Source organism: Bifidobacterium sp. CP2 (genome assembly GCF_018555635.1).
GTDB classification, from domain to species: Bacteria; Actinomycetota; Actinomycetes; order Actinomycetales; family Bifidobacteriaceae; genus Bifidobacterium; species Bifidobacterium saguinibicoloris.
The window spans coordinates 95,979-110,541 of record NZ_JAFEJX010000001.1 but is presented as its reverse complement, the minus strand read 5'-3'; the positions used below and the strand labels follow the sequence as shown (position 1 = coordinate 110,541).

The following is a 14,563-nucleotide window of genomic DNA, read 5'->3' as shown; positions in this document are numbered from 1 at the left end:
CGGGACGGTCCGGCGGGACGCGCCGCGCGCAGTGTACATTAGCTAAGTATGAACGCAAACGACGCATTCCGCCCCACCGCCATGGACCTCATCCGCGCGGGGCTCCAGGACCTCGACGAGGCACGGTCCATGCTCGGCCGGCTCAAGGCGGACGGGGTGCCCGACGAACGACTGCGGTTCGTGCTCAAGGCCCTCGGCGAGGCCTGCGATCCGGACGCCGCGCTCGCCAACCTGGTGAGCATCACCAACGCCGTGCAGAGCCAGGGCCGTGACTTCGACCACATGGTGCCCGACGAGGCGGCGTTCGAACGGCTCGTCACCGTGCTCGGCGTGTCCGACGCGCTCGGCAAGCTCATGCGGTTCAGGCCCGAACTCGTCGAGGCCGCCTCCAGGGACGCCTGCAACAGCCACCTGTACAACCACGCGCAACGACGCGCCCACATCCTCAAAGCCGTCGGCGCCGACCCGGACGAGACCGCCGCCCCCGTCGCCACCCTGACGCTCGCCGACGCCGCCACCGCGTTGCGCGGCACCTACCGGCGGCAGCTCGCCGCCATCATGGCGCAGGACGCCACCGCCGACGATCCCTGCGCGATCCAGCCGACCATCAGCCGCGAGCTGTCCGACCTGGCCGACGCGGCCCTCGAAGGCGCGCTCGCCATCGCCCGGCACGAGGTCTCCGGCGCCGAACACGTGCGGTTCGTCATCATCGGCATGGGCAAACTCGGCGCGCAGGAGCTCAACTACGTGTCCGACGTGGACCTCATCTACGCCGTCGAACCCGCCGACCAGGAGATCGGCCGTCAGGAGCTCATCCGTACCGGCACCAAGATGGCCACCACGCTGCAACGCGTATGCCAGTCCGTCATCATGGGCGTGGCCGAACCCACGCTGTGGCAGATCGACGGCGGGCTGCGCCCCGAAGGCAAGGACGGCCCGCTCGTCCGCACCATCGCGTCGCATCAGGGATACTACGAGCAGTGGGCGGAGAACTGGGAATTCCAGGCGCTGCTCAAGGCCAGGCCCGTGGCCGGCGACCCGGAACTGGGCCGACGGTACATGGATATGACCCGCCCGTTCGTCTGGAGCGCCTCCAAACGCGACAACTTCGTCTACGACTGCCAGCGCATGCGCAAACGCGTCGAGGACCTCATCCCGGCCCCGCTCAAGGACCGGGAGATCAAGCTCGGCCGCGGCGGTCTGCGCGACGTGGAATTCACCGTGCAGATGCTCCAGCTCGTCCACGGTCGCTCCGATGAGACGCTGCGCACCCGATCCACGCTCGAATCGCTGGCAAGGCTCGCCGAAGGCGGGTACGTCTCACGCAAGCAGGCCGCCAGGCTCTCCGCCGACTACCGGTTCGAACGCGTGCTCGAACACCGCCAGCAGATGTGGGCGCTCAAACGCACCCACCTGTTCCCCGACCTCGGCGCCGCGGCCAACTTGGGCGGCCTCGAACGCAAACGCGACGTGGACGTCGACAAGCTCAACCAGAACCAGGAGCTGCGCCGCGTGGCCCGCACGTTCCGCATGCACCCCGAGGAGCTCGTCGAACGCTACGATGAGACGCGCCGCGAGGTGCGCCACCTCCACCTCGACATCTACTACCGGCCCATGCTGCCTGTGTCCGCCCAGCTCGAGGACGACCAGATCGACCTGAGCAAGCAGGCGGCGCAGGAGCGCTTCAGCTCCATCGGCTTCGGCGACCCGGACGCCGCCATGCGCCACGTCACGGCCCTGACCGCCGGAATCGGCCGCGCCGCGAAAATCAACCGGATCATCCTGCCCGCCGTGCTCGAATGGCTCGGACAGGGACAGAACCCGGACATGGGACTGCTGAACTGGCGCAGGCTCGAGGAGCATTTCGGCACCGACAGCGAATACCTCGGCTTCCTGCGCGACTCCAACTCCGCGGCGCAGCGGCTCTGCCACGTGCTGTCCAACTCGCGGTTCCTCGGCGACGCGCTCAACAAATCCGTCGAATCGGTGACCTGGCTGGGCGACGACACGCAGCTCAAGGCGCGGACGCGCGAAAGCCTCGACGTGCAATGCCGCTCCTCGCTCGAACGCAACGCGCGCGACCTGCGCGACTTCGCCACGTCGATGCGCGCCATGCGTCGGCATGAGATCGAACGGATCGGCCTGGCTTGGATGAGCGGCGTGATGGACGACGCCGCATCCCTCGAAGGCATGACCGACGTCTACGACGCGATCATCGACGCCGCACTGGCATGGGCCGTCGCCAACCGCACGCGCGAGCTCGCCGGCGACGGTCCGTGCGCTGCCGACGCACCCGCCACCCTCGCCGTCATCGGCATGGGCCGGTACGGCGGCCGCGAGGTGAACTTCAGCTCCGACGCCGACGCGATCCTCGTCTACCGCCCGACCGACGGCGCCGACGACGCCGCGGCCAACCGGTTCGCCCGCAAGGTGACCGAGGACCTGCGCGCCATCCTGCAGGGGCCCTCCACGCTGGAACCGAAGATCGAACTCGACCTGGACCTGCGTCCCGAAGGCAAGAACGGCCCGCTCGTCCGCTCCTACGCCTCCTGCGAGGAGTACTACCGCGCATGGGCGAGCACCTGGGAGCACCAGGCGCTGCTGCGCGCGCGGTATGCGGCCGGTGACAGGGCCCTCGCCGGGGACTTCCTCGCCAACCTCGCCGATCCGCTGCGCTATCCACACGTGGCCCTGACGGACGCCGAGATCGCGGACATCCGCAAGCTCAAGGCGCGCATGGAGGCCGAACGCCTGCCCCGCGGCGTCCGGCGCGAACGCCATCTCAAACTCGGCAAGGGCGGCCTGTCCGACGTGGAATGGACCGTGCAGCTCATGCAGCTCATGCACGCGGGCGACGTCAAGGAGCTGCGCGTGGGCGGCACGCTCGAGGCGCTGGACGTGCTGGAACGGCGCCGGCTCATCGACACCGCCGACGCGCTCACGTTGCGCCGCGCATGGACGATGTGCACCGCGGCCCGCAACGGCAACTACCTGTGGAGCGGGCGCGTGAACCAGGCGGACATCCTGCCGGACGACATGTACTCGCTCGGCGGCATCGCCGTCTACCTCGGCTACGACGCGAACCGCGGCCAGCATTTCGAGAACGACCTGCTCGCCGTGATGCGCAAGGCCCGCGAGGTCACCGAACGGCTGTTCTACGGGCGCTGAGCGCCCCGAACCATCCGGGGGACGGCCGGAACCGGTCCGGTTCCGGCCGTCCCCCGGACGTGTGGATGTCTCGACTCGGTCTCAGCTCGCCTTGCACTGCCCGTTGTGCACCATGTCGGCCGCCTGGTCGGTCTGGGCGGTGATGGCGTACTCCGGGAACGAGGCGATGTCCTTCTGCGTGTTCGCCTTGTCCGCGCCGAGGAACTTCACCGCGTAGCTGTTGGTCAGCCCCTCCGGCTCCACGCCGAACGCGGGGCGCGTGGTGCCGCAGCGCGCGTTGATGAGCGCGTGCGAGAGCTCGTGCTTGATGATGTCCACGTAGGAGTCGTCCTTGACCATGAGGGAGAAGTCGGAACGCGTCTGGTTGATGTACACGACGTTCGGGCTGGCCGTGCAGAACGAGGCCGCGATGGTGCTCGTGTCGCCCGTGGTGCGCGTGCAGTAGGTGAAGATCTCGTCGTAGTTGTAGTTGGGCACCATGCCGGCCGCCGTGATCAGCGACTCCCCGGCCGCGAGATACGTGCCGTCCGAGCCCTTGGAGACGGACACGGCCTTGATCTTCGTCTCGAGGTCGTCCGCCGCGGTGCCCTCCGGCGCGGCGCCGTCCGATTCGTAGACGGACCCGTCCTTGCGCGTGATCTTGATCTTCACGTCGAAGTCCTCGTGCGCCTTGAACTTGCGCTCCACTTCGAGGACTTCGTTGACCTTGGCGGCGTACTGGTCGTTCACCTCGTCCATGCTGGTGGAGTTCGTGATGCATCCGAAGTTGAGCGCCGCCTTGTGGTCGGTGATGATGATCATGAAATCGTGGACGTAGTCGGCGCTGTCCTGGTTGGCGGGCAGGTTGTTGTCCGCGAAGATGGTGCCGTCCACCAGCTGCTTGTTGTACTTGTCGTACAGGCCCTTGACCGTGTCCGAGTACTTGATGTACTCCTCGGCGTCGTTGCAGTTGATGATGGTGTCGTGGCTGCCGCCGTCCGAATAGCCGTAGTCGAGTCCTCCGGCGGAGCCTGAACCGCCTCCCGATCCCGATGATCCCGTGCCGCTTCCGCCGCCCGTCTGGCTCTGCGTGGCGCCGGCGTTCTCCAACGCCGAACGCATGGCGTTGCGCGCGCCGAAGAACACGAACACGCAGAGCAGCACCACGACGAGCAGCGCGGCGCCGCCCACCGTGAGGCCCACGGCCAGACCGGCGCCGCCCCTTTTGCGCGGCGCCGGTCCGTACGGCTGCCCGGGCGCGCCGTAGGGGGAACGGTATCCCGGATGGCCTGGTCCGCCCGGCACCGGTCCGCCCGGCACCGGTCCGCCCGGCATCGCGGACGGCTGGGGCATGCCCGGCCCCGGCGTGCCGGGGGCGCCGTACGGTCCGTATGACCCGTATGGGTTCGGCTGGCCCGGGGTCGGCTGGCCCGGGTTGGGTTGATATGGGTTGGGTTGGTACGGGTTGGCGTTGCTCATCGAATCCCCCTCGCTTCGCGGCCTGTCGCTGTCGTTGCGATTCCGATTCTAGTCGAATGCGGGGAGCGGTGCCATATGTCCGGTGGGCCGGCGGGCTTCCGTCGGATGGAAGCCCGCCCTATCATGGTGCGTGAAGGCGACGCCCGCGGGCCAGCGGAAGCACGGGTTCCGCGGGGCGACGAGGACGGACGAAGACGGGAGGACAGAGCATGACGGCACGCAGACTGGTGTTCCTGGACATCGACGGCACACTGGCGGACGCGCGGCACGTGGTGCCCGCATCGGCGCGCCGGGCCTGCGTGCAGGCACGGGCGAACGGGCATCTGCTGTTCATCGCGACCGGACGGTCCCTGCCGAAGATCGAGAAGGGCATCCTCGACGTGGGCTTCGACGGCGTGGTGTCCGTGGCCGGCGCCCAGGCGAACATGGGCGACCGCGTCCTGTTCCAGCGGTTCGTGAGCCCCGAGGCTATCGACGCGGCCGACGCCTATTTCAAGGCGCACGGCATCGAGGCGTACCAGTGGCAGGGCGCGGACGGCATGGTCATCTCGGAAGGCTACGCGCGTCACCTGAAGTCGAAGGGCAAGGCGTTCGACCGCGGCGAGTTCGCGCGCTTCTGGCACCGCATCGACGACATCGACGTGCCCGAAGGGTCCACGCTGGGGCGGACCATCCACGTGTCCAAAGGCTCCTACTTCACCGGCCCGGACCCGGACGTCACGTTCGAGGAGACGAAACGCGACCTCGCCCCGTGGTTCACGCTCGTGCACGGCTCGTACGACGCGATCTCCCCGAACAACGGCGAACTGCTCATCAACGGCGTCGACAAAGGCACCGCGGTGCGTGAGGTGGCGGCACGGCTGGGCGTGCCGATCGGGGACACCATCGCGATCGGGGACTCCGACAACGACACGGCCATGCTCAAGGCCGCCGGCACGTCCGTCGCCATGGGCAACGCCATCCACGGCATCGAACGGTGGTGCGACATGCAGACCACCGACATCCACGACGACGGCATCGCGAACGCGTTCCGCACGCTCGGCCTCATCTGAGCCGGCCGGAGACGGCGCGCAGGACCTTCGGGAACGGGGACACAGACGGGACGAGAAGGGAGGTCCGCGATGGACACGGTCATCGAGGTCCTGTTCTGGCTGGCGATAGGATGCGTGCTCACAGTGCCCTTCACGGTGCTGTACGCGGCCCACGGCCGGAGGGTCATGCGCAGGGAGGGTGATTACATGTCCGCCTACGGGTGGACGCAGACGCAGTCCGGGTATTGGCCCCAGCTCAATCACAAGTTCTATGAGCAGGCGTTCGGCTGCAGCTACGAGGTCTCCGCCAACGCGCGCACGTTGGGCTGGTACGTCAAAGGGCCATGGGTGCTGTTCGAGATGATGCTGCCGCCCGATCTCGACAGCATGGCCGATGACGCCGTCGACTGGTTCGGGCTGTGGTTCCTGTCCCTGCCGGTGGCGCTGCCGCAGGAGCTCGACGCATGGTGCACGATACACGTCAGAAAAGGCATGCTGACGCATCCCATCATCGGCGGCGTGGGCGGGGACGTGACGAACATGCTGTACGCGAACCCCTGGCGTCCCAACCTGCTCATCGTCTCCGGCAGACCGTTCCTCTGGGTGCCCGGCGTCTTCGAGGACGCCCGGGGGAACCTGCGCGTGGGCGAGCTCGAAACGATGCTGTTCCCGCTGGCGCAGGAGCTGTGCCGGCGGCTTCCGTGGGACTACGCGCAGTGGGGGCCCGCGCAGTGGGAGACGGTCCGGCGCGACCGGGCGCGATGGTACGACCGGCGCTGGTGGACCAGGCGGGTGTGGCTGTGACCCTGCGCGGGGTATGGTCCCGGCGGGGCGGCCGCCGGACAGGGCGTGGGCGTGCGGTAGGGTGAATCCCATGGCAAACTCGGGAAACTTCGTGCACCTGCATAACCACACGCACTATTCGCTGCTCGACGGGGCGTCCAAGATCCCGGACCTGGCCAGGCACGCGGCCGAGCTCGGCATGCCGGCGGTGGCCATCACCGACCACGGCAACATGCACGGCGCGTACGAGATGTTCACGAACTGCGTGGCCAACGGCGTCAAGCCGATCATCGGCATCGAGGCGTACGTCACGCCGGAGACCGCCCGCCAGGACAAGTCCCGCGTGCACTGGGGCACCGAGGACCAGCGGCGCGACGATGTCTCCGGCGGCGGCCTCATCACCCACATGACCATGTGGGCGGAGAACGACGAAGGCCTCGTCAACCTCATCAAGGCGAGCTCCGTGGCGAACCTCGAAGGCCGCGTCATGCGCTACCCGCGTATGGACAAGGAGGTGCTCGCCACGTATTCCAAGGGCGTGATCGCCTCCTCCGGATGCCCGTCCGGCATCATCCAGACCAGGCTCCGCCTCGGCCAGTTCGACGAGGCGCTGCGCGCCGCCGGCGAGTTCCAGGACATCTTCGGCCGCGACAACTTCTTCATCGAGCTCATGGACCACGGCCTGAAGATCGAGAAGGAGGTCACGTCCGGGCTGCTGACGATCGCGAAGAAGCTCAACGCCCCGCTGCTCGCCACGAACGACTCCCACTACGTGGAGGCCAAGGACGCCGAAGCGCAGGACGCCATGCTGTGCATCAACTCCGGCTCGCACCTCGACGACCCGGACCGGTTCAAGTTCGACGGCACCGGCTACTACCTCAAGCCGGCCGAGGAGATGCGCGAGCTGTTCAAGGAGTTCCCGGAGGCGTGCGACAACACGCTCGAGATCGCCGAACGCTGCAACGTGATCTTCGACGACCACGAGGACGGCGCGTTCATGCCGCAGTTCGACTGCCCCGAAGGCTGGGACGAGGCGTCCCTGTTCCTCAAGAAGGTGGAGGAGGGCCTCGAGCGCCGCTACGAGGGGAACGTGCCCGAGGAGGTCTCCAAGCAGGCCGACTACGAATGCGGCGTGATCTGCCAGATGCAGTTCTGCGGCTACTTCCTCGTCGTCGCGGACTACATCCAGTGGGCGAAGGACCACGGCATCATGGTGGGACCCGGCCGAGGATCGGCCGCAGGTTCGATGGTCGCGTACGCGATGGGCATCACCGAGCTCGATCCGCTGAAGCACGGCCTCATCTTCGAACGCTTCCTCAACCCGGAACGCGTATCCCTGCCGGATATCGACGTCGACTTCGACCCGGACGGCCGTCTGCACGTCATCGACTACTGCGGCGAGAAGTACGGCCGCGACAAGGTCGCCCAATGCGTGATCTACGGCGTCATCAAGACCAAGCAGGCCCTCAAGGACTCGGCGCGCATCATGGGCTACGAGTTCGCCATGGGCGACAAGGTCACCAAGGCGCTGCCGCCGTCCAAGAACGGCAAGGACGCGAGCCTCAAGGAGATCTTCGACCCCACGTCCAAACGCTACGCGGAGGCGCGCGAGTTCCGCGAGCTGTACGAGTCCGACCATGACGCGCACCAGATCATCGACAAGGCGAAGACCATCGAGGGGCTGATCCGCCAGACCGGCGTGCACGCCTGCGCCACGATCATGGGAAGCGAGCCGATCACCGACACGTCGCCGCTGCTGGAACGCACCGACGGCACGGTGACCACCACGTTCGAATACCACACGTGCGAAACGCTGGGACTGGTCAAGATGGACTTCCTCGGCCTGTCCAACTTGACGGTCATCCAGGACACGCTCAGGAACATCGAGGCCAACGGCAAGGAGCGCATCGACTACACGAAGATCCCGCTCGACGACAAGGCCACGTACGAGCTGCTCGCCCGGGGCGACACGCTCGGCGTGTTCCAGCTCGATTCCGACGGCATGCGCTCCCTGCTCAAGATGCTCAAGCCCGACAACTTCAACGACATCTCCGCATTGATCGCCCTGTACCGTCCGGGCCCGATGTCGATGGAATCACACATCAACTACGCGAAGCGCAAGAACGGGCTGCAGAAGATCACGCCGATCCATCCCGAACTGGACGAGCCGCTGCGGCAGGTCCTCGACGAGACGTACGGCCTCATCATCTACCAGGAGCAGGTGCAGTCCGCGGCGCGCATCCTCGCCGGCTACTCGCTCGGCAAGGCAGACGTGCTGAGGCGCGCCATGGGCAAGAAGAAGCCCGAGGTGCTGGCCAAGGAGAAGGTGCCGTTCTTCGCCGGCATGAAGGAGCACGGCTACTCGGAGGAGGCCGCGCAGGCCGTGTGGGACGTGCTCGTCCCGTTCTCCGGATACGCGTTCAACAAGGCGCATTCCGCCGCGTACGGCCTGATCTCCTACTGGACCGCGTACCTCAAGACCCACTATCCGGTCGAATTCATGGCCGCGCTGCTGCAGGGTACGAAGGACAACAAGGACAAGACCGCCCTGTATCTCGGCGAGGCGCGACGCATGGGCATCCAGGTGCTCTCGCCGGACGTCAACGAGTCCCGCCTCGAATACTCCGCCGTCGGCGACGTGGTGCGCTTCGGCCTCGGCGCCATCCGCAACGTGGGCGACAAGGCCGTGGCCGACATCATCGCCGAACGTGAGGGGCCGCACGGCAAGTACGTGAACTTCATGGACTTCATCCGCCGCGTGCCCCTGACCGCGCTCAACAAGCGTCTCGTCGAGTCGCTCATCAAGGCCGGCGCGTTCGACTCCATCGAACCGAACCGACGCGCCCTGTACGAGATCCACGAGGCCGCCATCGACTCCGTCGTCGGCATCAAACGCAAGCAGGCCGAAGGCCAGTTCGACCTGTTCTCCGACGACGAGGACGGCGGCGCCGAGGCCATGGGCGACGCGTCCGTCACCGTGCCCGACATCGAGGAGTGGGACAAGAAGACCAAACTCGGTCTGGAACGCGAGATGCTCGGCCTGTACGTGTCCGACCACCCGCTCTCCGGCATGACCGCCGTGCTCGCCGGACTGCGTGAGATGTCCATCGCGCATCTCGTGGACCGGGCCAAGACCATGGGCGAGGGCCAGCAGGTCACGCTCGCCGGCATGATCACCAAGGTGGACCGGCGCGTCTCCAAGAAGGGCAACGCGTGGGCCATCGTCACCATCGAGGATCTGGAGAGCTCCATCCAGTGCCTGTTCTTCGGCAAGGTGTACGAGGCGGCCGCCCCGGAGCTCCAGCAGGACGAGGTGGTGCAGATTCGCGGCCAGGTGGAGCTGCGCGACGAGACCGTCTCCCTGCGCGCCACCGAGCTGCAGGTGCCGTCGCTCGAGGCGGAGGACAACAAGCCGGTCGTCATCACGCTGCCGGCCGCCGCGCTCGCGCGCCGGCGCATGATGCAGCTCGGTCAGGTCCTCGCCAACCATCCGGGGTATTGCGAGGTGAAGCTCGCCGTGCTCGACGACAAGGGCGCGGCGCAGGTGCTCACCTTCGGCGATCGGTTCCGCGTGAAGCGGGACACGTCGCTGTTCGCGGAGATCAAGATCCTGTTCGGCCCGAGCTGCCTGCCCGCCGCATGACGACGATGCCCGCCTCCTTCCTGCATGAAGGAGGCGGGCATCGGTTCGTCGGCGGTTGCGTCCGTCCCGGCCGGTTCAGCGGCGGCGCAGCGGCTTGAGTTCGAACACCTCGTCGGACTGGTCGGCCACCGCGGGGGAGTGCGTCACGATGATCACGCACTTGCCCTCCTCGTGGGCGAGCGTGCGGAAGATCGCCATGATGTCGTCCTGCGTGGCCATGTCCAGGTTGCCGGTGGGCTCGTCGGCCAGCACGATGTCCGGTCCGTAGCTCAGCGCGCGGGCGATGGCCACGCGCTGCTGTTCGCCGCCGGACAGGTGCAGGATCCGTTCGTTCGCGTACTCGCCGGGCAGCCGCACTTTGCGCAGCAGGTCGAGCACGAGGTCGTGCTTCGGCCTGTCGAACCGTCTTCCGGACGCCTCCATGGACAGGGTGATGTTCTCCTCGACCGTCAGGGCCGGCAGCAGGTTGAAGCTCTGGAAGATCACGCCGATGTCGTGGCTGCGGAAGCGGTACCGGTCCGATTTCGCCAGGTCGGCGCCGTTGTACAGGATGCGGCCCTCGGTGGGGCAGGTGAGTCCCGAGAGCAGCGACAGGACGGTGGTCTTGCCCGCGCCGGAGGGGCCCACGATGGAGACGACCGTGCCCGCGTGGAAGTCGCGGCTCAGGTCCTTGACGACCTTCTTGCCTCTCTTCGTGTACGAGTAGGAGACGTGGTCCATGGCGAGGATCGGCGTGGGGGAGGGGGTTCCGGCCTGCGCCGTCGCCGTGGCGCCGGCCGCGGCGGTTCCGATGGTGGTTGTGCTGGTCATGCGATGCCTGCTTTCATGCGTTGGTGCGTTGATGGTGTGCGATGGCGGCGCGGTGGGTCAGGAGCGGTCCGCGAGGATCTGGAGCGGCTCGTAGCGGACGATGGCGATGACGCCCACGAGCGCCGAGATCAGGGTGAGGCCGAGGCCGATGAGCACGAGCTGGCCCACCACCTTGAGGTTCACCGTGGCGTCGATCTCGCTGACGTAGCTGACCGCCCGGGAGAATCCGCCGGGGCCGTTGCCGCCCGGCTGGCCGGCGGGCTGCGCGTCGGAGCCGGAGCCGGTGGAGCTGGAGCCGTTGGAACCGGAATCCGTGGAGCTGGAGCCCGTGCCGGACGAAGAGGAATCGGACGAGGAGGAATCCGAATCGCCGGAGGAGGACGAGGCCGCGCCGCCGGCGCCGGGCATGTCCGCGGCACGGCCGAACTGCGCCTGACGGCTGGACGCCTCGGACTCCTGCGAGGAGACCTGCTGGGCGAGCAGCTGGTTCGAGACCGGCACCGAGGCGGCGCCGCCCGCGGCCACGCCCAGCGCGATGCCGATCATGGTGACGATGAGCAGCTCGATGACGAACTGCGCCACCACCTTCGTCTTGCGGATGCCGATGGCGGTGAGGACCCCCACCTCGTACTTGCGTTCGCGCACGTTGAACAGGTTGAGCACGACGAGCACCACGGCGCCCACGGCGAGCACGATGACGAGCAGCGTCAGGGCGAACTTCGCCAGGTTGTCGAGCGGCACGAGGCTGGATTCGTAGTTCTCCACGTCCGCGGAGGAGACCGTGTACGTGTCGTCGAGGCCGGCCTTCTCGACGTCCTTGGCGAACGTCTCGTAGTCGTCCTTGCTGCCGAGCACGTAGGTGAAGCTCAGCTGGGTGCGGGAGGCGGAGGTCGCCGTGGAGGAGTCGGACGAGTCCGACGAATCCGACGTGTCGTCGGAGGAGCTGGATTCGGTGGACAGGCCGAGCTTCTTCAGGGTGGCCACCGACGTGTAGATGGCGTTGTCCGGGTCGGAGGAGGTGCCGCCCATCGGGCCGTTCGCGCCGGTGTTCTCGGAGGTGGTGTTCTTGTAGATGCCCACGATGGTGAGCTCGTAGGTGTCGTCGTCGCCGGACAGGTCGGCCACGGTGATGGTGTCACCCACCTTGAGGCCGTTGAAGTCGGCCAGCGCCTTGGAGATGATGACGTCGCCCTCGTCGTCGGTCCCGTAGCCGAACACCTGGCCGCTGGACATGGTGAACGTGCCGTTGGACGCCGCGGCCACCGCGGCGTCGGAGGAGAACCCGACGAGCGAGAAGTCGCCGGAGTCCATGCCCATGCCGCCGCCCTGGCCGCCCATGCCGGGTCCGCCGCCGCCCTGTCCCTGCGCGTTCTGCCCGTTCTGGGAGTCGGAGGACGAGGACGACGAATCGGAGGAGTTCGCCTCGTTCGACGTGGTGGACTCCACCGGCTGGAAGTCGTCCGTGGCGTTCACCGACGTGGTCTCGGTGTAGTAGGTGCTGACGTCCACGCTGGACGCCTTGGCGTACTTCTCATAATCGGACAGCGAGAGGGAGTCCTGGTCGAGGGCGTCGCGCATCGATTCGAAATCGGGCTTGCCGTCGGACGAGCCGGACGAGTCCGACGAATCCGACGATGCCTGCGTGGCCTTGCTCATCATCGCCTCGCGGTCCACGCCGATGGTGGCGGTCACCGTGGTGGAGTCGAGGCCGTCCTCCCTGGCCGTCTGCGCCGCCGACCGGATGGCCAGGCCCACCGTGGCGGCGGCCGCGATGATCGCGACGATGATGACGATCAGGATGTTGCGTCCCTTGTTGCGCACGACCGATCGCCATGCGTTCTTCAACACGAACATTCGGGGTTCCTTCCGATTGCCGCACGACGCCCGCTGCGCCGTGCCATGGCCCCCAGCATGTGACTCCCGCTTGGGAGCGTCCTTGCCGCCCGCTGGACGTCATGGCATGCGATGCGGCAAGAAGTCCCGTATGTTTCCTGAGTGTCCGCTGGATATGCGTGTCCTTCGGCTCCGTCGCGGGGCCCGTCGCCTCGGCATGGCTCACGGGGACGACGGCGCGGTCTGTCCGGAGGTGACCGTGGTGATGCGCTCCTTCGGCCCGTAGTCGCCCCACATCCGCATGCGCCCCTCGTAGTACTGGGTCTCCTTGAGCTCGCCGGCGATGACGTCGGCGAAATGCTCCTCGTGCGCGACCACCGCCGGCGATCCGAGGTCGGAGGCGTTGCGGTAGGCGGCCTGATGGTATTTGAGCCAGTGGCTCAGCTCCTGCGTCTCCTTCGGATCGGCCACCGGGGTGCCGGCATAGGGGCTGAGTCCCCGGACGTTCGTGCCGGTCGCCGGTGTGCACGAGCCGTCGTCGTTGAGCGTGGGGTATACGGGCTCGTCCGCGGGCATGACGGTGCCCTGGATGGTCATCCACTGCTCCGTGGCGGGATTGTCCGCGCCGTCGAGCGAGGCGACGAGCTCGTCCTTGATCTCGATGGCGGTCACCCACGTCTTGGAAGGGATGGGATGGTTCGCTATCGGGGAGCCCGCCGTCACCACATGCCGGATGTCGAATCGTTCCGACTGGTCCGAGGCGATCGCGGCGGCCACGATGCCGCCCTGCGAATGGCCTACGATCGCCACCGGCTCGTCCCGTCCGATGCCGGCGCGTTCCATGGCCTCCACGACCATGCGCGCGCTGTCCGCCCTCGTCCTGCGTTCCGCGTCGTCGCTCATGAGCTCGACGTTCTGCTCCCACCCGAACGGCGAATCGAAGGAGCCGTCGGTGCCGGGGATGGTGACCAGCCACGCGTTCGTGCCATCCGCCTTCTCGTATCGCTGCACCGCGATGGTGGCGTAGGTGAGCCCCGAATCGAGGTCGATCTTGCCGAGCCGTTCCTCGCCGAGTCTGCGCAGGTTCTCCAACGATTCGGACACCGATCTCGATTCGCGCACCACGGGGGCGTTCGCCTCCACGCGCGTCAGGTGCAGCTCCACGCCCTGCAGGAGGTTCTTGAGCGGCGCGCTGAACCGGCCGATCTTCTCCGCCGCCTGGTTCACCTCGTCCGTATGCACCACGCCCTTGCCTATCTCGACGCCGGCGATCATCGAGCCGATGCCGCTCAGATACCCTTGCTGGAACGGCGCGGTGGCCCATGACGACGTGGCGAGGTTTGGAGCGCCCTCGTGCACCCAGCTGCCCACGAGCCCGCCCACCGCGAGGGCGCCCATGATGTAGGTGGCCCAGCCCGGACGCAGCTGGGTTCCGGCCTGCGTCAGCTCGGTGATGCCCCGCCGGACGGTGCGTTCCGCCTCCGCGTACAGGCTTTGCGCCCTGGTGACGAGATCGGCCATGCCCTTGAGCTTCCATCCCGAGTCCGACATCTCTTTGGCTCGGCGCTGGCATGCGGCGATGAGCCTCACGTAGGGGAGGGTGGCGTGGTCGGCCGGCGCCGTGTGCGGGATGCCCGTCTGCAGTGTGGTGCACAACGGCACGCTGTACCGTTCGGAGCCGAGGTCGAGGGCCGCCTGCGACCAGGCCTGGGCCTGTGCGATGAGTTTTCCTCCGGCGTCGTCGAGGGCGGCGGCGAGGGTCCGGTATTCCTCCATCGTCGCGGGGGAGGACTGATGTCCTCCGTGGATCTGCGAGGTGACCTGCCAGTTCATCTTG

The 14,563-nt window shown here is 67.4% G+C and carries 8 protein-coding genes; 4 read left to right on the top strand and 4 right to left on the bottom strand.

From position 1 onward, the window contains the following. Positions 1-48 precede the first annotated feature (48 nt). Positions 49-3,168 (top strand): bifunctional [glutamine synthetase] adenylyltransferase/[glutamine synthetase]-adenylyl-L-tyrosine phosphorylase, encoded by a 3,120-nt coding sequence (locus JS531_RS00400; RefSeq protein ID WP_214311091.1) that lies wholly within the window; start codon positions 49-51, stop codon positions 3,166-3,168. An 81-nt stretch (positions 3,169-3,249) separates the two neighbouring features. Here the strand turns inward: JS531_RS00400 and JS531_RS00395 are convergent, their stop codons facing one another. Then, positions 3,250-4,626, bottom strand: a complete 1,377-nt coding sequence (locus JS531_RS00395) for a hypothetical protein (RefSeq protein WP_214311089.1) — start codon at positions 4,624-4,626, stop codon at positions 3,250-3,252. Between the two features lie 209 nt (positions 4,627-4,835). Between JS531_RS00395 and JS531_RS00390 the strand changes: the two genes are divergently transcribed. From JS531_RS00390 to dnaE, 3 genes are all read left to right on the top strand, one after another. After that, positions 4,836-5,678, top strand: a complete 843-nt coding sequence (locus JS531_RS00390; RefSeq protein ID WP_214311087.1) for an HAD family hydrolase — start codon at positions 4,836-4,838, stop codon at positions 5,676-5,678. Between the two features lie 69 nt (positions 5,679-5,747). After that, positions 5,748-6,461, top strand: coding sequence for a hypothetical protein (locus JS531_RS00385; RefSeq protein ID WP_214311085.1), 714 nt, complete (start codon positions 5,748-5,750; stop codon positions 6,459-6,461). Between the two features lie 70 nt (positions 6,462-6,531). After that, a complete protein-coding gene (gene dnaE, locus JS531_RS00380; protein WP_214311083.1) occupies positions 6,532-10,083 on the top strand; it encodes a DNA polymerase III subunit alpha in 3,552 nt (1,183 codons plus the stop codon). Between the two features lie 75 nt (positions 10,084-10,158). Here dnaE and JS531_RS00375 read toward each other — a convergent pair whose 3' ends face one another. The 3 genes from JS531_RS00375 to JS531_RS00365 form a co-directional block, all read right to left on the bottom strand. Further along, positions 10,159-10,803, bottom strand: a complete 645-nt coding sequence (locus JS531_RS00375; protein WP_240541979.1) for an ABC transporter ATP-binding protein — start codon at positions 10,801-10,803, stop codon at positions 10,159-10,161. Positions 10,804-10,950: 147 nt separating this feature from the next. Next, positions 10,951-12,747: an ABC transporter permease gene (locus tag JS531_RS00370; protein ID WP_214311079.1), complete on the bottom strand. Its 1,797-nt coding sequence runs from the start codon at positions 12,745-12,747 to the stop codon at positions 10,951-10,953. A 201-nt stretch (positions 12,748-12,948) separates the two neighbouring features. Then, a complete protein-coding gene (locus JS531_RS00365) occupies positions 12,949-14,559 on the bottom strand; it encodes an alpha/beta fold hydrolase (RefSeq protein ID WP_214311077.1) in 1,611 nt (536 codons plus the stop codon). Between the last annotated feature and the right edge of the window lie 4 nt (positions 14,560-14,563).

Bases quoted from the DNA above. Each gene is read 5' to 3' on its own strand.
- JS531_RS00395 (WP_214311089.1), bottom strand. From the start codon at position 4,626: ATGAGCAACGCCAACCCGTACCAACCCAACCCATATCAACCCAACCCG.
- JS531_RS00365 (WP_214311077.1), bottom strand. From the start codon at position 14,559: ATGAACTGGCAGGTCACCTCGCAGATCCACGGAGGACATCAGTCCTCC.
- JS531_RS00390 (WP_214311087.1), top strand. From the start codon at position 4,836: ATGACGGCACGCAGACTGGTGTTCCTGGACATCGACGGCACACTGGCG.
- JS531_RS00370 (WP_214311079.1), bottom strand. From the start codon at position 12,747: ATGTTCGTGTTGAAGAACGCATGGCGATCGGTCGTGCGCAACAAGGGA.
- JS531_RS00385 (WP_214311085.1), top strand. From the start codon at position 5,748: ATGGACACGGTCATCGAGGTCCTGTTCTGGCTGGCGATAGGATGCGTG.
- JS531_RS00400 (WP_214311091.1), top strand. From the start codon at position 49: ATGAACGCAAACGACGCATTCCGCCCCACCGCCATGGACCTCATCCGC.
- JS531_RS00375 (WP_240541979.1), bottom strand. From the start codon at position 10,803: ATGGACCACGTCTCCTACTCGTACACGAAGAGAGGCAAGAAGGTCGTC.
- dnaE (WP_214311083.1), top strand. From the start codon at position 6,532: ATGGCAAACTCGGGAAACTTCGTGCACCTGCATAACCACACGCACTAT.